The sequence below is a fragment of the Sorangium sp. So ce131 genome, assembly GCF_051519095.1.
In the GTDB taxonomy this organism is placed as follows: domain Bacteria; phylum Myxococcota_A; class Polyangia; order Polyangiales; family Polyangiaceae; genus Sorangium.
On sequence record NZ_CP150455.1, the window covers coordinates 4768661 to 4789679 of the forward strand.

The 21019-nt window shown below is 74.3% G+C and carries 9 protein-coding genes; 4 read left to right on the forward strand and 5 right to left on the reverse strand.

Annotated elements, in window-relative coordinates; all coding sequences use genetic code 11:
• Nucleotides 1–21: 21 nt before the first annotated feature.
• The 3 genes from WMF43_RS17575 to WMF43_RS17585 form a co-directional block, all read right to left on the reverse strand.
• Nucleotides 22–4098, reverse strand: a complete 4077-nt coding sequence (locus WMF43_RS17575) for a serine/threonine-protein kinase (protein WP_437681548.1) — start codon at nt 4096–4098, stop codon at nt 22–24.
• 257 nt (nt 4099–4355) lie between these two features.
• Nucleotides 4356–5405 (reverse strand): hypothetical protein, encoded by a 1050-nt coding sequence (locus tag WMF43_RS17580; protein WP_437681550.1) that lies wholly within the window; start codon nt 5403–5405, stop codon nt 4356–4358.
• Between the two features lie 471 nt (nt 5406–5876).
• The gene (locus WMF43_RS17585; protein ID WP_437681552.1) at nt 5877–7163 is read right to left on the reverse strand and encodes a PP2C family protein-serine/threonine phosphatase; all 1287 of its coding nucleotides are present in this window, start codon (nt 7161–7163) and stop codon (nt 5877–5879) included.
• A 606-nt stretch (nt 7164–7769) separates the two neighbouring features.
• Between WMF43_RS17585 and WMF43_RS17590 the strand changes: the two genes are divergently transcribed.
• The 3 genes from WMF43_RS17590 to mutS all read left to right on the forward strand — a co-directional run bounded on the left by WMF43_RS17590 (nt 7770) and on the right by mutS (nt 15367).
• Nucleotides 7770–9431, forward strand: coding sequence for a hypothetical protein (locus WMF43_RS17590; RefSeq protein ID WP_437684027.1), 1662 nt, complete (start codon nt 7770–7772; stop codon nt 9429–9431).
• A complete protein-coding gene (locus WMF43_RS17595) occupies nt 9428–12523 on the forward strand; it encodes a hypothetical protein (protein ID WP_437681553.1) in 3096 nt (1031 codons plus the stop codon). Before WMF43_RS17590 ends, WMF43_RS17595 begins: the two co-directional genes overlap by 4 nt.
• A gap of 120 nt (nt 12524–12643) precedes the next feature.
• A complete protein-coding gene (gene mutS, locus WMF43_RS17600; protein ID WP_437681554.1) occupies nt 12644–15367 on the forward strand; it encodes a DNA mismatch repair protein MutS in 2724 nt (907 codons plus the stop codon).
• A 53-nt stretch (nt 15368–15420) separates the two neighbouring features.
• Here mutS and WMF43_RS17605 read toward each other — a convergent pair whose 3' ends face one another.
• Together WMF43_RS17605 and WMF43_RS17610 are read right to left on the reverse strand one after the other, a co-directional pair.
• Nucleotides 15421–17406, reverse strand: coding sequence for an IgGFc-binding protein (locus tag WMF43_RS17605; RefSeq protein ID WP_437681556.1), 1986 nt, complete (start codon nt 17404–17406; stop codon nt 15421–15423).
• A gap of 65 nt (nt 17407–17471) precedes the next feature.
• Nucleotides 17472–19577, reverse strand: coding sequence for an IPT/TIG domain-containing protein (locus tag WMF43_RS17610; protein ID WP_437681558.1), 2106 nt, complete (start codon nt 19575–19577; stop codon nt 17472–17474).
• A 417-nt stretch (nt 19578–19994) separates the two neighbouring features.
• Between WMF43_RS17610 and rpsB the strand changes: the two genes are divergently transcribed.
• Complete coding sequence (gene rpsB / locus WMF43_RS17615; RefSeq protein ID WP_437684028.1) at nt 19995–20837, forward strand: 30S ribosomal protein S2; 843 nt, start codon at nt 19995–19997, stop codon at nt 20835–20837.
• Nucleotides 20838–21019: the final 182 nt, after the last annotated feature.

Here is a 21019-nt window from a genome sequence, read left to right on the forward strand (position 1 = left end):
TAGCTACCTGGCCACCCAACGTCAAGAACGTGGCGCGCCCTTCTCGTGCGCCGGAGCCGCCGCGTCTTCCGCGTGCGCGTCCCTGCCCTGCGCGGGTCCGGCGCCGCGCGGCGCCGCCGGGCCGCCGCGGTGCGGCTCCGCCCGCTCTCCGCGCCCCGCCGCCTCGGGTCGAACGCCCTTGCCGCGCGGCGGCGGCGGCGGCGCGTCCCGCCTGCCGGGCCCCGGCGGGGCGGGCTCAGGCGGCCTCACGTCCGCGGGCGCGGGGAGCGACCGGCCGAGCCGATCGCGGGCGAGCGCGATGAGCCGCCCGATGTCGTCGCTCCCGCGCAGGTACGCCTCGCGGTGCCGGGGATCGCGGATCGTCCGCAGGCGCTCGGACAGGGCCGTGAACGCGGCGTCGAGCGCCGCGTCCGCCTCCGCCTCCTCCCCGACCGCGAGCAGGGCCTCCACGAGCGTGAGGCGGATGGCGTCCTCCCACTCCTCGACGGGCCCGCGTTCTAGGTGGTGGCAGGCCTCGCGCGCCGCCGCGAGCGCGGCCCGGTGCTCCCGGCGCGCCAGCTGCACGCGCGCGAGCGCGAAGCTCGCCATCGCCTGCAGCGCGACGGCGTGGCGCGCGGTCTCCTCGCCGAGCCAGCGCGCGATGGCGTGGGCGGTGCCGAAATCGCCGGGCGCGCCGCGCCACACGAGGAAGATCGCCTCGTAGAGCCGGGCGGCGATCCGGAGCCGCGCGGCCTGGCAGTCGTCGGCGATCCGGCCCGCCTGGCGCTCGTGCGCGATGCCCTCCTCGAGGTTGCCGAGCCGCGCGTACGACATGCCGAGGTTGTGCAGCGCGACGCCCTCGAGCGGCCGGAGCTTGCGGCTGCGCGCGCCCTGGAGCGCGCGCTCGAGCGCCGCCTGCGCCTCGTCGAACAGGCCGAGGTGGTTCAGCACCGAGCCGGTGGTCGCGCGCGCCTTCGCCGCGACGACCGCGGCGCCGGCCGCCTCGGCCCCCTCGACGAGCGACGCGCCGAGCGCCGCGGCGGCGGACAGATCGCCGACGTGGACCAGCGCGGCCAGCTGGGCCTCGAGCGTGAGCAGGACGGCGTCGGTCGACCCGCTCGCGCGCGCGACCTGGACCGCGGCCTCCGCGGCGCGGAGCGCCTCGGCGGGCCGGCTCAGATCGGCCAGCGCGCGCACGCGCGACGCGAGCAGCGCCGCGCGGATCGCCGGCGACAGCGCGGCCGCGAACTGCGGCGAGAGCGCGGACGCGGCGCGCGCGTCCCCCTCGGCGCTCCGGCCCGCCGCGGTCAGACACGCCACCGCGAGGACCTGCGCCTCGCCCCACAGATCCGAGCCTGGCAGCGCGAGCCGCGCGGCCTCCTCCGCCGCGTCCAGCCCCTCCGAGACGCGCCCCGTCAGCTCGCAGATCTGCCCCTTGTGGACGAGGAGCGTCGCGCGCGTCGTCCCCTCCGCGCCGCAGGCGAGCCCGCGGGTCGAGAGCTCCAGCGCCGCGTCGAGCTCCGCGCCGCTCGCCAGCGCCCTTCGCGTCGCGCGCGCGTAGAGCAGCGCCGCCCGCGCCCGGTCGCCGCCGATCTCGACGTGGCGCGCGATGAGCCCCGGGTCGACGTCGCCCGCGGACTCCAGCCAGGCGCCCGCGGCGAGGTGGAGCGCGGCGCGGTCCTCCTCGAGGATCGACGCGTACGCCGCGTCGCGCACGAGCGCCTGGCGGAACGTCCACTGCGCCTGCCCCGCGATGCTCGACGCGCCGTGCCGCGCGATGATCTCGCCCGCCTCGAGCTCGGCGAGCTCCGCGCCCACGGCGCGCTCGAGCAGCGCCTCGACGCCGGCGGTCCAGAAGATCTGCCCGAAGACGGACGCGGCGCGCAGCGCCTCGCGGACCCCGCTCGACATCCGGTCCACGCGGAGCTGCACGAGCGCCTGCACGCTGACCGGCACGTCGTCGCGCCCCTCGGCGGCGTGCCGGATGAGCTCCTCCAGGAAGAGCGCGTAGCCGCCGGCGCGCTGCACGATGGCGCCGCGCGCGGCCGGGTCGGCCTGCGGGAGGGCGGTCGCCACGAGGCGGTCGGCGGCCTCGCGGGAGAGCGGCGGCAGCGCGACGCGCGTCACGCTCCTCTGCTCCCACAGCGCCGGGAACCGGCTCGCGAGCTCGGGGCGCGCGAAGCCGAAGACGCCGAAGCGCAGATCCGCGCAGCCGAGCAGCCAGTCGACGAGCTCGACCGTCGCGCTGTCGATCCAGTGCATGTCCTCGATGACGAGGATCTGCGGCGTGCTCTCCGACTTCGAGCGGAAGAACGCCTCGATCGCCATCCGCGTGCGCGCCTGCATGAGCTGCTCGCTCTCGCGGGCGGCGCGCAGCGGCTCGTTGCCCTCGTCCGGGAACGGCACGCCGGCGAGCTCCCCGATGAAGCCGGCGAGGAAGCGCAGCGGGCGGGCCAGCCGCATCGCCACGTGGGCGTTCACCTTCTGCACCTGGTCGTCGAGGCGCTCGCCGTCGTGGATGCTCATGAGGGCGCGCAGGGCGCGGCCGAGCCCCGAGAGGCCGGCGCCGCGGCTCATCGGATCGCCGCGGCAGAGCAGGATGACGGGCGCGTGCGGCGCCATGTCGAGCCGCTGGATCAGCTCGGCGCGGACGCGGCTCTTGCCGATGCCGGCGGGCCCGGTCACGAGCGCGGCGCGCGGGACGCCGTCCTCGGCGATGTCGCTGAAGATCCCCTGGAGCCGCGCGATCTCGTGCTCCCGGCCGACGGTCGGCGTCGGGCGGCCGAGGACCTTCCTCGCGTCGAAGCCGGTCGCGTCCTCGTGGAGGAGGACGCCGCCGCGCGCGTCCTCCTCGACCACGAACCGCCCCTCGAGCGCCGCGGTCGCGTAGGCGTCGATCCGGACCGCGCCGGGCACGGCGGACTCCAGCTGCTGCGCCGCGCGCTCGAGCGCCTCGCCGGCGAGGTTCGCGCGGCCGCGGACGGCGTGCCCGACCGCGACCGACACGCGCGCCCCCGGCGTCGACCGGGCGACGGCGAGCGCCGCCCGCGCCGCGCGCATCGCCTCGTCCCCGCGCGAGCGCTCGACCCCGAGCACCGCGACCATCTTCCCGCTGAGCAGCGGCTCGAGCCGCGCGTCGTCGCCGAGCAGGTCGCGGAGCGCCGCGTCCACCTCGGGGCGGAGCGGCGCGCCGGTCAGCTCGAACAGCACGCAGGCGACCACGCGCCGCTCGCTCGTCGCGAGGCGCACCTGCGGCCGCTCGTCGGCCGGGGCGGGGCTGCTCGTCGGGGTCGGCTTGACGTCCGGCGCGGCGCGCCGGGCCGCCGCGCCGGGCCGCTCGGGCTCGGGCGGATCGTTGCTGAGCTCCCCGACCCGGGCGAGCGCCCGCGCCAGCTCGCCACCGTTCTCGTACCGCTTCTCGCGGTCGCGGGCGATGGCGCGCGTGATCACCTCGTCGAGCGCCTCCGGCACGTCGAAGCGGAACTGCTGCGCGCGCGGCGGATCCTCGAGCACGAGGCGGCCGAGCAGGGCGATCGCGTGCTCGGTCTCGAACACGTTCCGGCCGGTGACGAGGCGGAACAGGACGGAGCCCAGCGAGTAGACGTCGGCCCGCGCGTCCACCGGCTCGCCGCGCGCCTGCTCGGGGGCCATGAAGTGCGGCGTGCCGATGATCGTCCCGCGCTCCGTGGGGCAGTCGTCCGGGATCGCGAGCTTCACGACGCCGAAGTCGATGAGCTTGATCGCGGTGCCCTTGCCGCGGACGAGGAAGATGTTGGACAGCTTGAGGTCGCGGTGGACGACGCCGCGGGCGTGGATCGCGGCCATCGCGGCCGCGCTGCGCCGGACGACCTCCACCGAGTCGCGCAGGCCGAGCGGCGCGCGCCGCTGGCGCTGCCCGAGATCCTCGCCGTCGAGCCACTCCATCGCGAAGAAGAGGCGCCCGTCGAGCCAGGTGCCGTGGGCGATGTACTGGACGATGTTGGGGTGCCGCAGATCGGCGAGGATCGCGATCTCGCGCGCGAAGCGGGCGCGCTCCTGGGGCGTCGCGGCGGCGCGCAGGATCTTGATCGCGACCGGGGCGCCGGTGGTCTGATCGGTGCCCTTGAAAATGTCGCCCATGCCGCCGCTTCGGCTGCGGGCTTCTATCATGAAGCGATCGGTCGGATCGGTGAACTCCGGGAGCACCGTCAGGCAAGGCTACGCGAATTTCGCGGCCTCATGCCAGAGAGAAGGCGTTCCGTGCCATGCCGGGCGCCCCGCCGGGCGGCCTGGGCAGAAGCTGCCGCCGCGCGCCGCGCCGCGCCGGGAGGCGCGCGCCGCGCAGCCCCGGCGCGAGAAAATTCCAGCCACGATCCACGCTCGCCGCGCGGCCGCGCTCAGAACGTCGTGAGCAACCCGGCGCCGACGGTCGCGGTGACGCGAGATGTCCTCAAGGTTTCGCGGCCCGTGTTGTCGTGCAGGTGGGCGACCGCCGCGAGGCCGTCGGCCTGGGCATAGAGCGAGAACACGCGGAGGAGCGCGAGCTCGAACCCGCCGCGCAGCCCGGTCGCCACGACCGCCAGCTCGAGGGGCGCGGCGCTGCTGGGGGTCCCGGCGAGCTGCCGGACGCCGAACTCCACGACGCCGCAGCCGAACACGAGGCGCCTCGAGTGCATGCACGCGGCGAGCGCGCTGGCGAACCACCCGCTCATGTACTCATCGTCGTCTTTGTCGGTGCTCCCGGCGCCCTGCGGTGACCCTTTGCTGGTCGCCGATCCCTTCGACCCCTCAGAGACGAACGCGGTCCGGCTCTCCAGCGAGACGGAGAAGCCGCTCTGCCATCGGACCTTCACGATCCACTGCGGACCGCCGAACAGCCCGCTGACGTCGTCGAGCCATCCGGCCGCGCCCAGGCCGACCTGCGCTGGCGCCCAGGTCGTTGCGGGCGGGCTCGCGCGCTTCGGGCGCGCCGCCCTCGCGGGCGGCGGGGCAGGAGGTGGCGACGCAGGAGGACGAGACGGCGGCGGCGGCGCGGGGGGCGCGACCCGGGGGCGTGACGGCGCCGCGTCGCGGGGCGGGAGGGCGTCCCACGCGAACGGGGTGAGCGTGAAGGCGATCGAGGCCGCGAGGTGGTCGGTGAGCCGGTTGCAGCCAGCGCTGTTGTTCGGCGCCGTGAACTCCCGCCGCACGGCGATGCCGCCGCCCTCGTCGTAGTACGTGAGCTCCGCGACGAGGTCGCCCTCGCGCGGAGCGATGTGGACGGCGACCTCCTCGCGCGCGTCCCGCTGGAAAGGATCGTAGTCGAGGCGCTGGAGGATCCGCTCCCGCAGCGCCGCGTCTCCAGGGCAGCGCGCCGCGTCCGACGCCTCGCTGTAACGCATGCGCAGCGCGCGGTGATCCGGCTCCGCCGCGCGCGCGCGGGCGCTGAGCAGGAGAGAGGCGAGCACGAGAGTGAATGAAAGGGTTCGTCGCATCCCGAGTCGATGGCTCCACAGGTCGTTTGGGGAGGCTATCGAGAGCGCTCAACGCAGAGCGCGTCAAGAGGTCATGACGCCTCCTTGGAGGCACAATTTCGGGTCACATGAGCGCTTTGAGCGTGAGAACTTTATTTCGTGAATCGTAATGGCGCGTGCGGCGACGGATTCTGACGGCGCGCTCGAATTACCGAACGAACGCGGCCTATCGCTCTTAATCACCAGAAAACCACGAGCAAACCACGGGCAGGCGCGCGCGAGCCGCCGCGCGCGGCCGCCGGACGGCGCTGCGTCGCGGCTGTTCGGGCGAGCATGGCTGTCTCGGTGGTAATCGAGGCGCGCTGTCCGTAATCCAGCACGCGTCGAACACGCGCGGCGCCGGGGCCGCGCGGGCGCCGCGGCCGCGCGGCGCGGCGAAGGTGGTTGCTAGGGAGGGGAGGGCGCTCAGCAGCCGGCGCGCGAGGCAAGCCGGGCGAGGTCCTTGGGATCGCTGACGCGGACGAGGATGACGGTGATGTTGTCGCGCCCGCCGCTCGCGTTCGCCTTCTCGATCAGCGCCTGGGACGCCTTCTCGGGGTCGGGCTGCGCGAGCAGGATGTCGCGGATGGCCTCGTGCGTCGCCATCTTCGACAGGCCGTCGGAGCAGAGGAGGTAGACGTCCCCGGGATGGGGGCGCGCGATGATCAGATCGACCTTGACGGCGGGGGAGATCCCGATCGCACGGCTGAGGTGGTTCGCCATCGGCCCGGTGATGCCCGCGGCGCCCATTGTGTGATCGGTGGTGAGCTGGGTGAGCTCGTTGTCGCGGAGGCGGTAACAGCGGCTGTCGCCCACGTGCCCGATGTAGAGGCGCTGCTTGTTGGGCGAGAACCGGGCGCTGACGAGGGTCGTCCCCATGCCGGAGAGGCTCCGCTCGGCGTGGGCCCGCTCGTAGATCGCCTGGTTCGCCCGCTGGATCGCGACCGCGAGCTCGCTGCCGCGACGGGGGACGTCGGGGTAGGGGCTCTCGGCGTCGCTGTCCACGAACGTCTGGTCCTTGAACGCCCTCGCGATCGTGTCGACGGCGAGGCGGCTCGCGACGTCGCCGCCCGCGTGGCCGCCCATGCCGTCGGCCACGGCGAACAGGTAGTGCTCGTCGAGGCAGAGGTAGCAGTCCTCGTTCTTCTTGCGCTTCTGGCCGGGGTCTGTCTGCCCGACGGCGCTGATGAGCAGGAGCGGCGAGGAGCTGGTCGGCTCGTCGACGGCGGCCTCGTCGTCGTAGATGATGGGCACGGCGGAGGGCTCCTCGCGCTCGTGGCCGTCGCCGTCGTCCTCGTCGTCGTCGCCGCCGTACGACGGGGCGCTCGGGCGCTTGATCGCCCCCTGCAGCACCTCCGGCGGCGCCAGCGTGATCAGCGTGAGGTCGTCGTCGTCGTCGAAGGCGTCGTCGTCGTCGTCGCGGCGCGACGGCGCGTTCGGCCGCTTCCACTCGGCGCCCGAGACCCGCTCCGCGCGCCCGTGCCCCGCCGCGGGCTTCGCCTGCGCGCCCTCGCCCGCGGGCGCCTGCGCGGCGTCGTGCGGGCCGGCTGAGCCCAGCTTGCTCGATGAACCGTCGAGATCTGCCTCCCCCTCATCGAGGGCATGCGCTCCGGGGCTGCCCAGCGACGGCGAGGACGCCGTGCGCGGCCGGGCCCGGTCGCCGTTGTTTGAACGAAAATACCAATAGATCAGCCCGAGGAGGGCGATTCCCATGACAAGGGCGGCTGCGAGATCGGCCATGTCCCGGCGACCAACGTAGCAAAGGCGCGCCGCGTCTCCGAGATCAACGTGCAAGGAACGGCCGACGGTGATCCCTCCCCGGCTCGACCTCGGTCGGCGGAAGTGACGCAGCAAGGGCGCGCCCTGGGCACCTGGCGGAGTGGGAGAGCACCTCCACCTTCCTGCAGCAGAGCCCGCGGCCGCTCCTCACGCCGGCCCGCGGCCGCTCCTCACGCCGGTCCCCGGCGGGCCGGGGGCCGGCCCGGCGCAGGCCCTCCGCCTGGGCCGCCGCGGGGCACCTCCTCGGCCGAGGCCGGCGCGGCGCGGATCCTCCGCCCGGAGAAGCCGCGCGCCCGCCTTGTTGTGTGCGCTCGCTGGCCTCCGCCGCGCGGCCGTGCTGCGCCGCGGCACCGGCCGCCGGGCCCGGCGGCCGTCGCTTCGCCTGCGCTGGCGTGTTCAGCCGCGCGTCCGCCGCAAACGAACGCGTGGAGCGGGTTGCCACTGCTCGGAGCGCTGACTAGTCTCCGCGCCCGCATGAAGCCAGCCCGCCCACTTCTCCGGACATCTCGCGTTCTTGGTGCGGGCCTCGCGGCCTTGATCGTGGGCGGGCTCGGGGGCGCCGGCTGCTTCGTCGACAGCGAGGGCCTCTCCCCGCCGACCAAGGGGTTCTACTACCCGACCGGCCTTTCGGTGTCCCCCGGCGGCCGGGTCCTCTACGTCGCGAACTCGGACTTCGATCTCCAGTACAACGGCGGCACGATCCAGGCGCTGGACCTCCAGCGGCTGCGCAAGCGCGCGCTGGATCTCCAGCGCGCGCTCAACCCGGCGCAGGCGAGCGAGGGCGGCGCGGAGGGAGGGGCGGCCGCCGACGTGAGCGCCGCGTGCGGGAGCCTGGGGCCGAACGACGCGCCGGTGCTCTACCCCGGGCCTTGCGCGCCGCTCGACGTCGCGTCCCTCGACGGGGACGAGGAGATCGTCCGCAGGTCGGCGATCATCGGCGCGTTCGCCTCCGACGTCCTCCTGACCCACGGCCCGGCCGGCCAGCGGGGCGCGCGGATGTTCGTGCCGGTGCGCGGCGACCCGTCGGTCACCTACTTCGAGGTCGCCGACGACCGGGCCGGTCCCGGGTCGCCCGAGGCGCCGCCGTGCTCGGTCAAGACCGAGCAGGGGACGATCGTCGACTGCTTCTACCTGAACTGCGGTCCGACCGACCGCTGCAGCCGCGAGAACCGCCTCGGCGAGGACCCGGTCGAGGGCGTCGGCAGGCTGCCGCTCGAGCCGCTCGGCATCGCCGCGAGCCCGGACGGGACGACCGTCGTCGTCTCCCACCAGACCGAGGACAAGGTCAGCCTGATCTCGAACCCGTGGGGTTCCGACGCGCCCCCGCAGCTGTCCGCGATCCTCTCGGACCTCCCCCCCCGGCCGACCGAGATCGCGGCCGTGCCGCCGCCCCGCCTCGTCACCGAGCTGGCGGCGGAGGACAAGGCGATCGACTACCAGCCCGGCTTCCTGCTCACGTTCATCGAGGCGGCGCGCGTCGACCTGATCCGGGCCTCCGCCGGCGGGACCGGGATCGACGACGCGCCCCCGGCGCTGTTCCGGTCGTCGGCGACCCCGATCTCCGCCGTCGCGAGCGGCGAGGACGCCCGCGGGATCGCGGTCGACGCGAGCGAGCGGCAGGCCTGCGAGGCGGCGTGCCCCGCCACGAACCACGCGTGCCTCGCCGGGTGCGCGGAGATCCCGCTGCTCGCGTTCGTGGCGCACCGTCACCCGAGCTCGCTGCTCATCGGCGACGTGAGGACGACGCTGGTCGAGAAGGACGGAACGTGGGTCTCGGGCTACGAGACGCTCGCGATCCGCGACGCCGCCCCGCTCGCGGCCTTCCCGTCCCGCGTCGCCGTGGGCGACGTGATCGACGAGGACGGCGCGCGCCGCCGCCGGGCGTTCGCGGTCGCGTTCGACACGGGGTTCGCCTTCTCCTACGACCCGGAGGCCCGCCGCGTCGACGCGGTCATCCGCACGGGGCGCGGCCCGCAGGCGATCGCCTTCGACACCGGCGTCGCGTGCACCTCGGAGCAGGACGACTGCGACTGCGCGGCGGATCCGCAGAACCCCGGCTGCAGATCGTATTCCATGATGTACATCGCGCATTTCACCGACTCGTACCTCGGCGTCGTCGACCTCGACATGCGCAACGCGAACACGTTCGGATCGATGATCCTCACGGTGGGCCGGCCGGTGCCGCCCCGGGAGTCCCAATGAAGCTGCGCGCCGCGCTCCTCTCCCTCGGTGCCGCCCAGGCGCTCGCCGGGTGCTCGGAGGATCCCACGCCCGTCGACGTCGAATCCCTGGCGCAGTCCGGCCGGAGCGCCTTCGTCTGCCTCGCGCTCGACCGGCCGGATCCGGCGAGGCCGCCCGTGATGCGGCCGCTGCCGATCACGGACTGCTCCTACCGCGCCGCGGAGTCGCCCGCCGACTTCGAGATCGACCCCGAAGGCGGCAGGGCCGAGCTGCCGCACCTCTACGCCCTCGTGACGCAGACCTCGCGCGGCGAGGTCGCGGTCATCGACCTGACCGCCCGGGAGTCGTCGGTCCTCGACCGCGATCAGAGCACGCCCGGCGCGACCTTCCTCCCGGTCGGCGCGCAGCCGGTCGACATCGTCGCGACGCCGGGGGGCACCGCGACGTTCGTCGCCGTCGCCGACCACGGCCGCGAGGGCATCTTCGCGCTCCCGTCGTCCACGGTGCTGCGGCGCGACGGCTGCCCGGTCCCGTCGCTCAGCTCCTGGCCGGCCTGCTCGCTCCCCTCGGCGCCGGGCGAGGTGCTGCTCGTCGCCGACCCGCCCGAGGACGGCAAGCTGCGCAGCTCGTGCGACGGCGAGTACACGGTCGAGCCGGAGCGCCCCGGCGACCCCGCGGCCGCCGCGGGCGACGCCTGCGCCACCACGAACGCGAGCCTCGGCGCCGAGGGGGGAGGGCGGCAGAAGCTCGTCGTGACGCTGCCCGAGCTCGGCAAGCTCGCGGTGATCGACGCGCAGAAGCTCCTCGAGGACGACGCGTACACGAGCGGCGGGTTCGCGGCGTGCGACGTGGAGCAGTGGCTGACCCTCGACGTCTCGCTGCCGCCGGTCGCGCCGCCCGCGTACGCCCCCCACGGGGCCGAGTGCGCCGAGCCGAAGGCCGCCGGCGGCGCGGCGCGGCAGATCGGCGACGCGCGGCCCTCCGGGCTCGCGCTGAGCGGCGATCGCCTGTTCGTCGGCGACCTCGACGCGCCGGTGATCCACGTCGTCGACCTCCCGACGCCCTGCGCGCCGCGCGAGCTGCCCCCGCTGCTGCCCTCGTCGACGCTCCAGCCCGACCGCGTCGTCACGACGGGCCGGCTCGCGGTGAGCCAGGCGTCGCCGCCGGATTTCCGCCGCTTCCTCTACGCGGTCGACGCCGGCGACGGCAGCGTGATGGTCTTCGACGTCAGCGACGGCGCCGCGAGCCGCGCGCCGGTCGTCCGCGAGCACCCGGAGTGGAACCCGTTCCAGCCGCCCGACCGGATCCGCCTCCCGGCGCCGGTCCGCGATCTCGCGATCGTGCAGCGCGAGGCCCCCGCGAGCCTGCCCGCGACGGGCGTGGCGCCGGAGGGGATCCGGTGTGATCCCGACCCGGACCTCGTGCCGTGCGACGACAACGTCGCCTCGTGCGACATCGAGGCGAGCTACCGCACGGCGCCCGATCGCCGATCCGGCGCCGGCCCGCTGAAGCTCCGGGGCTCGTTCGCCTACCTGCTCCTCACGAGCGGCGAGGTCGTGATCGCCGACGTGGACGACCTCGACAAGGCCTGCCGCGGGCCGGAGGTCGCGAGCCCGCTCGCCGGCTGCGACGTCGCCCTGGCGCCCGGCGGCACCCCGGACGACCTCGACGGCGACGGGATCCCGAACTTCAAGCCGGCGCTCGACGAGCAGATGCAGCCGGTGCTGGACGCCGGCGGCAACCCGGTGCTCGAGCGGGATGACGACTGCCCCTACTACCCGAACCCGCGCAAGGGCGCCCGCGTCGACGCGGACGGGGACGGGATCGAGGACACCTGCGAGCTCAGGACCTCCGGCGAGGCCTCCTGCAACGTCGTCGTCCCGCACGCGCTCCGCTCGAGCGACTACATCGTCCCGAGCGACGCCTCCGGCCAGCGCGAGCCGGGCGTGCAGGCCCTCCCGCTCCTCTACGACCGAAGCGGCAGCATCGTGCAGCTCTCCGACGAGAGCCCGAAGATGCGCGCGACGCTCCCGTCCGACGGGACCGCCGCGCTGGAGCTCTCCCTCGCGGTCGGGGCGCGTCGCGAGGGCATCCTGCTCTCCGACACGAACGACAGCGACTTCGACGAGCGGGGGCTCGTGACGAGGCAGTCCGGGCAGCCGCAGCACGCGCTCGCGATGAACCTCGAGGACCCGCGCGTGCACCTCGCCGACGAGGCGTGGACCGTGACCTACGAGGGCATGATCCCCGAGATCGGCGACACCTTCCTCGTCTTCGGCGAGGAGGTCGTCGACGGCGACCCGGGCGGGGCGGTCCCCGTCCTGCGCGGCGCCGACGCCCGCTTCTGCCGCCGCGGCGTGCAGAGCCGGGAGAGCGTGAGGGACCAGCTGGTCGCCGCCGGCGCGGGGGGGGCCGCGGCCAGGGCCGCGGAGCTCGCCGACTTCGTGCAGATCACGACCGAGCTCCCGGACGAGGACGCGGCGCAGTGGACCAAGAGCGAGGCGAAGGGCTGCTCGTTCGAGGTCTGCAGCGAGCGGTACGGCGGCGACGTCGCGCGCCCCGGGCTCCGCATCGTCGAGGCGTTCGAGGACCACCTCGCGCTCGATCCGGACGACCCCGAGGTCAAGCTCGCGGCGTGCTGCTTCCCCGGCCAGGTGCAGGTCAGCATCCGCGCCGCGCAGCAGTGGATCGTGCAGGACGGCGACGGCGGGTTCCTGCACCACGTCATCGCAGATCCGACCACGGGCCAGTGCCGCAACTCGTGCGACCCGCGCCTCGCGCGGCGCAACGGGCGCGTCGTGCACACGCGCGAGGACGGGGCGGTCGCGGACGGCGCGCCGGGCGCCTTCATCAACCCGATGTTCCGCTTCGCGATCACCGGCGGGCCGCAAGCGCTCGCCAGCATGCAGGACATGCAGTTCCGCTTCGCCACCCAGGGGGCGTTCTCGCCCGTCGTCCTGCAGCTCGCCGAGGTCGCCGACACCTTCGAGCTGCAGCCGCAGTCGATCCGCTACATCCCGGCGACGGGCGAGCTCGCGGTCGCGGACGGCTCGCTCCAGGGCCTGTTCCTGCTGAGCTCCACCAGCGTCGCCGTGGCCCGCCAGCTCCGCTGAGCGGGCCGCCGGGGCCGGCTCAGCATTCCGGAGAGCGCCCCGGAATTTCCACGAATACGGCGGCGAATACCCGTAAGTCCCGCGTAGACCTCATCCGGCGTCGAGATTAAGACGCCGCCGATGCATCCGTCCGAGCAGCCTGCGGCCAGGAAGAAGCTCACGCCGGTGATGCGGCAGTACGAGGACGCGAAGGCGCTCCACCCTGACGCGATCCTCTTCTTCCGGATGGGCGACTTCTACGAGATGTTCAACGACGACGCCGTCCTCGTGGCGCGCGCGTTGAACCTGACGCTCACGAGCCGCAACAAGGGAGAGCCCGACGAGGTCCCGATGGCCGGCGTCCCGCACCACGCGGCGCACGGCTACATCGCGCGGCTCCTCGCGCTCGGCCACAAGGTGGCGATCTGCGAGCAGTGCGGCGACCCGTCGAAGATCAAGGGCCTCGTGCCCCGCCAGGTGGTGCGCGTCGTCACGCCGGGGCTCGTGACCGACGCCGAGCAGCTCGACGCGCGCGCCAACCACTACCTCGCGGCCGTCGACGGCGGCGGCGCGCCCCGCGGCGACGCCGGCGCGGCGGGCGGGCCGTACGGCCTCGCGCTCCTGGATCTCTCCACCGGCGAGCTCTCCGCCGCCTCCATCCCCGACGCCGCGACGCTGCTCGCCGAGCTCTCCCGCGCCGACCCGCGCGAGGCGCTGATCGCCCGCGACCTGCCCGACGTGCGCGCCGCGGCGGCCTCGCTCGCCTGCCGCGCGGCGCTGCGCGACGACGAGGATCTCGACAGCGCGGCGGTCGCGTCGATCCTCGACGACGCCGCGCTCGAGCCGATCTCGGCGGCGGCCGCGGCCGAGCACCCGCTGCCCGCGGTGCGCGCCGCGGCGCGGGCGCTGCGCTTCGCGCGCCGCTGCAGCCCCGGCGCGCGCATCCCGGTGCGCCGCGTCGCCCCGCACGACACCTCGGGCACGCTGCGCATCGACGAGACGGCCCAGGCGCACCTCGAGCTCGCGCGCGCGGCCGACGGCGGCCGGCGCGGCACGCTGCTCGACGTCATCGACTGCACGGTCACGCCGGGCGGCGCCCGGCTGCTCCGCCGCCGCCTGCTCGCGCCGCTCGCGGACGTCGCGGCCGTCCGCCGGCGCCTCGACGAGGTCGAGCTCTTCGTCGCGCACCCGCGCGCCCGGGGCGAGCTGCGCCAGGCGCTCGGCGGCGTCGGCGACCTCGAGCGCCTCAGCGTCCGCGCGCTGCTCGGCGAGGCCACCCCGCGCGACCTCGGCGGCCTCCGCGACGGCCTCGCGGCGGCCCCGGCCGCGGTCGCCGCGGTCCGGTCGATCCCCGACCTTGTCGCCGCCGACGGCCGCCGCGGCGCCGCGGCGCCGCCCGGCTCGGAGCCGCTGCTCGCCGACGCGGCGGCGACCGACGTCGTCGCCGACGTCTGCGCCGAGCTCACCGCCGCCCTGGTCGAGCGGCCCCCGCCGAACGTGCGCGAGGGCGGCATCTTCCGGGAGGGCTACGACAAGGAGCTCGACGAGGCGCGGGCCGTCGAGAAGAACGGCACGGAGCTCATCCTCGCGCTCGAGGCGAAGCTGCGCGCGAAGACGGGCGCGCCGTCGCTCCGGGTCAAGTACACGCGCGTGTTCGGCTGGTACATCGAGGTGACGCGCGCGCACGTCGGCAAGGTCCCGGACACCTTCCGCCGCAAGCAGACGGTGGCGACGGGCGAGCGGTACACGAACGACGAGCTCGACGACCTCGCCGACAAGATCGAGCACGCCGGCGCGCGCGCGCTCGAGCGGGAGACGGCGCTCTTCGAGCGGCTGCGCGCCCAGGTGGCGAAGGCCGAGGGCCGCCTCCGCGCGCTCGCCCGCAGGCTCGCCGCGTGGGACGTCGCCGCCGCCCTCGCCGACGTCGCGCACCGCAACGACTACGTGCGGCCGCACGTCACGGCGGGCGAGGCGATCGCGATCCGCGACGGCCGCCACCCGGTGGTCGAGCGTTACGCGGCCGCGGGCCACTTCGTGCCGAACGACACCCGCCTCGACCTCTCGGGCGAGCGGCTCTGGCTGATCACGGGTCCCAACATGGCGGGCAAGTCGACCCTGATGCGCCAGGTCGCGCTGATCGTGGTCCTCGCGCAGATGGGCAGCTACGTCCCGGCGCGCGAGGCGGAGATCGGCCTCGTCGACCGCATCCTCTCGCGGGTGGGCGCGAGCGACAACGTCGCGCGCGGCGAGAGCACGTTCATGGTGGAGATGCGCGAGACGGCGGAGATCCTGCGCGGCGCCACGCGGCGCTCGCTCGTGATCCTCGACGAGATCGGCCGGGGCACGAGCACCTACGACGGCCTCGCGATCGCCTGGGCCGTGGCCGAGCACCTCTTCGAGGCGGTCGGCTGCCGCGCCCTGTTCGCGACGCACTACCACGAGCTCACGGAGCTCTCGTCCCGCGCCCCGGGCATCGCGAACTACTCGGTCGCCGCGCGCGAGCACGGCGACGACGTGATCTTCCTCCACAAGCTCGAGGCGGGCCCGGCGAGCCGCAGCTACGGCGTGGCGGTCGCGCGGCTCGCGGGCGTCCCCGAGAGCGTGCTCGCCCGGGCGCGCGCGATCCTCGCGACGCTGGAGTCGGGCGCCGCGCTGCCGGGCGGCAAACACGCGTCCCTCCGCGGCCGCAACCGCGCCGGCGCCGCGCAGCTCGACCTGTTCGCCCCGGCGCAGCCGGCGGTGCCGCCGGAGCAGGCGGCCGTCATCGAGACGCTCCGCGCCGTGGACGTCGACCGGCTCGCGCCGCTCGACGCGCTGCGGCTCGTGGCGAAGCTCAAGGGGCTGCTCGCCGGCGGCGGCAAGTAGCCGCCGGCTTCGACTGCCGGCGGCAAGCAGCCGCGGCCTCGACCGCCGGCCGCTCAGTCGGGCGCGGCGATCTCGCGGAGCTCGGAGCCGCCCGCGTACGCGTAGCTCACGAACGAGTCGAACCCCGTGACGAGCAGCCCCACCGGCGCCGAGGCCGCGATCCGGTGCACGCCGTCGCGCTGCCGCCCTGGCCGCACGTTGTCGGGCGCCGGCCTGTCCGGATCGATCGTCGCGAAGCTCAGCTGGCACCGGTAGACGACGAGCGCCGGCGCGTCGCCCCCGCGCTGCTCGTCGGTGAGCCCGTCGGCCGGCGCGATCTCGCACTCCTCCGGGCTGAGCGCCACGTCGTCGAGCCGCACGACGGCCGACGGCGGCGCGATCACGGAGATGAAGTCGAAGGCGTACTTGTCCGGCGTCAGGAACACGTAGTCCGGCCGGAACTGCTCGATGGGCGGGAGGATGATGAGGCTCGGATCGCCGCCCGGGAGCCCTTGCCGGACGCCGGTCGCGTTCTGGCTCGCCATCACCTGCGACACCACGACCGGCTCCGAGCTGTCGATCAGGAAGTCGCCCCACACCATCACCTCGTGGAACTGGCCCATCGACGACAGCGTGATCCGGTCGTTCGGCGGCGGCAGCGTCGTCCTGATCTGGGCGCCCCGGATGGTGGCCGCCATGATCCGCACGAACTCCGGCTCGGGCACGACCTCGATCTGCGCGCCCGCCTCCTTCACCGTCTGCGACCGGTTCGGCGTGTGCGGCACGGCGAACCGCTTGCCCGTCGCGCGGATCGGGTCGAGCTGGTCCTCCAGGTGGTCGGCGCAGCAGCGCCGGTCCGCGAGCCTGGGGAAGTGGGGCGCGTCCGACGCCTCGCCGCCCGTGAAGACCGCGATCGGCTGATCCGCGCGGACGATCGATCCGGTGAAGTCCGCGTTGAAGCCGCCGGTCTCCAGGTTGAGCACGTCGAACGCGCCGAGCTTGACCTCGACCTCCCCGCCCGCGGCCGTCTCCGGCACGGGCCCGCCGCCGACGATCCGCGCCGTCGTCGCCACCCGCACCGTCGTCTCCTCGCGCGTGCCCACGATCGTGAGGAACGCCCGCAGGTCCGTCGGGTTCGCCGGATCGAAGTTCGTGTCCGGATCGTCGGTGCTCGCGATCGTCTGCGGCCACCCGGCCACCACGTACGCCGTCGCCATCGCGCCCGGGCTGTACGTCAGCGCCTCCCGCGGCTTCAGGAGCGACGCGTCGTTCGAGAACACGTTGACGTTCTCCAGCGGGTTGAACTGGTACGCGACCACGGGAAACTTCGAGGTGATCTTGTACGCGTGCCGCGTGAGCGCCGTGTGCGTGCCCGTGTTGTACTCGCCGTCCGGGCTGCCATCGACCTCGCGGGGCCCGAGCTTGAACACCTGCAGGTTGAGCGGCGCGACGAGGGCGCTCGCGATCTCCACGGGCGCAGGCGGATCGCCGGGCGCGCCGTCGTCCTGGAAGATGTGGACCTCGTTCGGCACGTCGGGCTGCGGGTTCGAGACCACCACGGCGAACTGCTGCGCCGCCGCGTTGCTGGTCGCGTCGATCCGCGCGTTGTCCAGATCGACGGCCCAGTACTCGCATCCCACGTTGCTCCGCTCGACCTCGGCGACCCTGCAGAGCCGGAGGCAGCTGCCGCCCCGGCACGCCGCGCCGTCGCTCGTGTCGCACGTGTCGATCACGTCGCCGAGGCTGCCGTCCGGCGCGCAGGCCACCACGTCCTGCCCCTGGCAGGACGGCACGCCGGGCGCGCACTCCGTGCAGCCGAGCTCCACCGATGCGCAGACGAGCCCCCGGGCCGCGCAGTCGTCGATCGTCACCCAGGCGAGCCCCGCCTCGGTCTCCTCGCACCGCGAGAGCTCCGCCCCGCAGCGGAGCTCTCCGACCGCGCAGAGCGGCGGCGGCGGCGGCTCCTCGGGCGCGTCGCCCCACCGCGTGCCGCGGTCGAAGCAGCTCGGCGCGAGCCCGAGCCCCGCGGCGGCGCCGGCGAGGGCGACGGCGGCGGCCACCGGCCTCGGGGTCCTGTCGGCGCGCCGCCGTCGGCGCGCGCGCGGTGTGCGAAGCGGATCGCTCATCACAGGTGTGCGCTGAAGCTGTCGAGGGAGTAGGCCGTCATGCCCTGCGGCTTGAGCTGCCGGTAGACGAGCTTCCCGTACTCGAAGCCGTCGATCCGCGCCCCGTACACGCCGATCGCGATCGGCCCCGGCGGGAGCGCGCCGTTGTCGACGCCGAGCTGCCGGATGTCCGGCAGCTCGATCGCGTGGGATCCCGCCGGCACGGCCACGGTCCACCGGATGAGGCCGTTGCCGCTCGCGATGTCGTACACGCTGAGGTCGACGGGCGCGCCCGCGGTGAACCTCGTCGCGAGGTGGGCGCCGTCCCAGGCGCTGTTCAGCGCCGGCGTCTCCAGGGTCGGCACGCCGACGAAGTCGCCGATGCGCACCGCCTCGCTCGTCGTCGTCGAAAGGACGCGCCCGACGACGGACAGCGGCGCGAGGCCGGCCTGCCCGGTGACGGCGCGCGCCGACGAGTGGTAACGCGAGCCGAACAGGTCGTCGTCGAGCGGCGGGACGCCCACGAACGAGAGCCGGCCGTCGAAGGGGATGAGCGGGCTCTGCGCGCCGATGGGCAGGGTGATGTACCCGTCGTTGCCCACCATGATCGACACGTTCGCCTGGATCCGGTCCGGCCCCTTCGCCCCGCGCGCGGGCGCGGCGACGTCCATCGACAGCGCGTGGTCGAGCGGCTTGTCGATCTGCACGAACACGTCGCCCGTCACCTGGTTCGGGAGCACCGGGATCCCGCGGACGATGCCCATCGCGTACGCGGTGAACCTGGGCGGATCCATCGATCGATCCTCGATGCCGGCCAGCGCGTAGACCGAGCGGTTGCCGGGCGCGAGGTACATGCTGAACGCGTGCCCGAGCTGCCCGGGCGTCTCGGGGAGGATCGCCTGCCCCTGCGACGGCAGCCTGAAGGTCGCGAGCGGATCGGTTCCGAGGGTGAACACGTACGCGACCCGGCGCTCGGTCGCGCGCCGCGGGTTCGGGACGTTGCCCCACGCGACGGTCCCGGTGTCCGTCGACGCGGGCCAGACGATCTCGCCGTCGAGCAATCCGGCGCTGCCCACCTTGCCGCCGACCGGCGGCGGCGGATCGCCCGAGGCGCCGCAGGCGGGCGTGAGCACCGGATCGAGGTACACGGTGACGGTGTCGACGGGCACGTCGACGAACGAGATCGGGCTGTGGCACGTCGCCGCGACGGTGACGGTCCGCGGCGCGTCGAGCGAGGCGTCCTCGAACACGGCGACGCCGGACGCGTCCGCCTCGCCGGTGAGCGCCGCGGGCAGGCTGCTGCCCACGACGACGCGCGCCCCCGGGATCGGGTCCCCGGTGAAGTTGTTGTAGACGAGCACCTCCAGCCGGCCGGCGAGGGGGTCGCCGCTGAGCCCGCCCTTGTAGCCGTTCGCGCTGTCCTCGTAGGTGTAGCCGTCGAGCACGAGGATCGTCTCGTCGCCGGTGGTCACCGAGATGGTCTTCGCGCCCGGCGTGCCCTGGGGCACGGTGCACCGGAGCCGCGTCGGCTCCTCGACGGCGAGCGCGGTGCACGGCTTCTGATCGATCCTGGCGACGGTGGTCGTGTCCCAGCGCGTCCCTTGCCCGATGAGCTCGATGCTCGTCCCGCCGGAGATCGGCCCGCTCGACGGGGACGCGTAGAGCGCGTCGTAGACGTAGCCGCCCGGCAGCGATCGCCGGGTCGACGTGTCGTCCCCGTTCTGGGTGGTGAGCTCCACCGGCCCGGCCTTGCCCGGCGGCGCCGTCACCTGGACCCGGCCGGGATCGACCGGCACGATCGCGGACGGATCGACCTCGACGTCGCCGAACCACACGCGGACCTTGGAGCTGAACCCGTTCCCGTGGAGCAGCACGCGCTGTCCGCCGTTGAACGGCCCGTGCGTCGGCGCGGCGCCGAGCAGGGCGTGTGGATCCGCGTCCGGCAGCGCGCCGCTGCTCGACGAGGTCGTCTGTGGGTCCGGATCGAAGTCGAAGCCGCCCCCGTCGCCGTCGGTCTGCCGGCGGATCCCCTCCGGCGCCGTGGCGATGCAGGCGGACGCGAGCGCGACGCCCGCGCAGACCGAGGCGAACCGTGCAGAAAGGAAGCCCTGTAAAGCGGTGCGCACGAGACGAGTGTACGCCATCGCAAGTACCCGGCCACGGCGCGGCAGCGGGACCGCGCCGGCAGCGTGGTGGACGGCGGCGCGCGCGGAATCATGGCAGGATCGGGCGTCGACGGAGGCGCTCGGCGTGGCCGTACCCCCGCTTGACAAGCGAGGCACGTCGGGGTAGCAAACCGCCCCCTTCTTGCGGTCTCGTAATGAGGGGGACAGCGGAGGCTGAGTACCCGCCTCGCGCTGCCGACCGAGAGCAAATCCACACGCTCCCCTGGCACCACGGCAATCCGCGGCCCGGTGCCCCATCGACACGGACGCTGCTGTCCGCGCGTGGGGTTGGTTGCGGGAGGGGGAGCGGCGGACCAACCGAAAGGACCTGCCGTGACCGACACGACCGTTTCCGCACCCGTCCCCGCGGCCGACACCATGCAGGCCGTCACCCCCGCTGCCGGGGAGTTCCCGCTCCCGCTGCGCTCGCTGCTCGACGCGGGCGTGCACTTCGGCCACCAGACGAAGCGCTGGAACCCGAAGATGCGCCCGTTCATCTACGGCGCGCGCAACGGCATCCACATCATCGACCTCGACCAGACGACGCGGCTCTTCAAGCGCGCGTACGACTTCCTGACCGACGCGGTGGGCCGCGGCGGTCACGTGCTGTTCGTCGGCACGAAGCGCCAGGCGCAGGACATCGTGCAGGAGGAGGCCCGCCGGGCGGGCATGTACTTCGTCACGAACCGCTGGCTCGGCGGCACGCTGACGAACTTCCGCACGATCAAGCAGGGCCTCGATCGCCTGCGCACCCTCGAGCGCATGCGCGAGGACGGCACGTACGAGCAGCTCCTGAAGAAGGAGGTCGTCCGCCTCGAGAAGGAGCGCGAGCGCCTCGAGAAGTACCTGGGCGGCCTCAAGGGCATGGGCGGCCTCCCGGCGGCGATCTTCGTGATCGACCCGCACCAGGAGTCGATCGCGATCAGCGAGGCGCGCAAGCTGAACGTCCCGGTCGTGGCGATCACCGACACGAACTGCGACCCGGATCTCGTCGACTTCGTGATCCCTGGCAACGACGACGCCATCCGCTCGATCCGACTGATCACGGCCCGCGTCGCGGACGCGTGCGTCGAGGGCGCGCAGCGCCGCAAGGATCACAGCGAGGGCGCGCACGGCTCGCAGCCCCCGGCCGGCGGCGGTCGTGGCCAGCGCGACGAGATCAACGTGTACCAGGGCGGCCGCGGCGGCCGCGGCGGCCCGCGCCAGCAGCAGGCGTCCTAGCGGCCGCTGGCCGCGCCGGAGCGCGGCCCGGCGTTCGGGGCGGGGGCGGGGAGGCGATGACGTCGCCTCCTTGCTCGTTCCTGCCCTGATTGCCCCGGTTGCCCCGGTTGCCCCGGTTGCCCCGATTGCAGCTTCGGGGCCCCTCGTGCATCACCAGTCGGAAGTGGAAAGGGGGCCGCTCT

Bases quoted from the DNA above. Each gene is read 5' to 3' on its own strand.
- WMF43_RS17575 (WP_437681548.1), bottom strand. From the start codon at position 4,098: ATGGGCGACATTTTCAAGGGCACCGATCAGACCACCGGCGCCCCGGTC.
- WMF43_RS17585 (WP_437681552.1), bottom strand. From the start codon at position 7,163: ATGGGAATCGCCCTCCTCGGGCTGATCTATTGGTATTTTCGTTCAAAC.
- WMF43_RS17595 (WP_437681553.1), top strand. From the start codon at position 9,428: ATGAAGCTGCGCGCCGCGCTCCTCTCCCTCGGTGCCGCCCAGGCGCTC.
- mutS (WP_437681554.1), top strand. From the start codon at position 12,644: ATGCATCCGTCCGAGCAGCCTGCGGCCAGGAAGAAGCTCACGCCGGTG.
- rpsB (WP_437684028.1), top strand. From the start codon at position 19,995: ATGCAGGCCGTCACCCCCGCTGCCGGGGAGTTCCCGCTCCCGCTGCGC.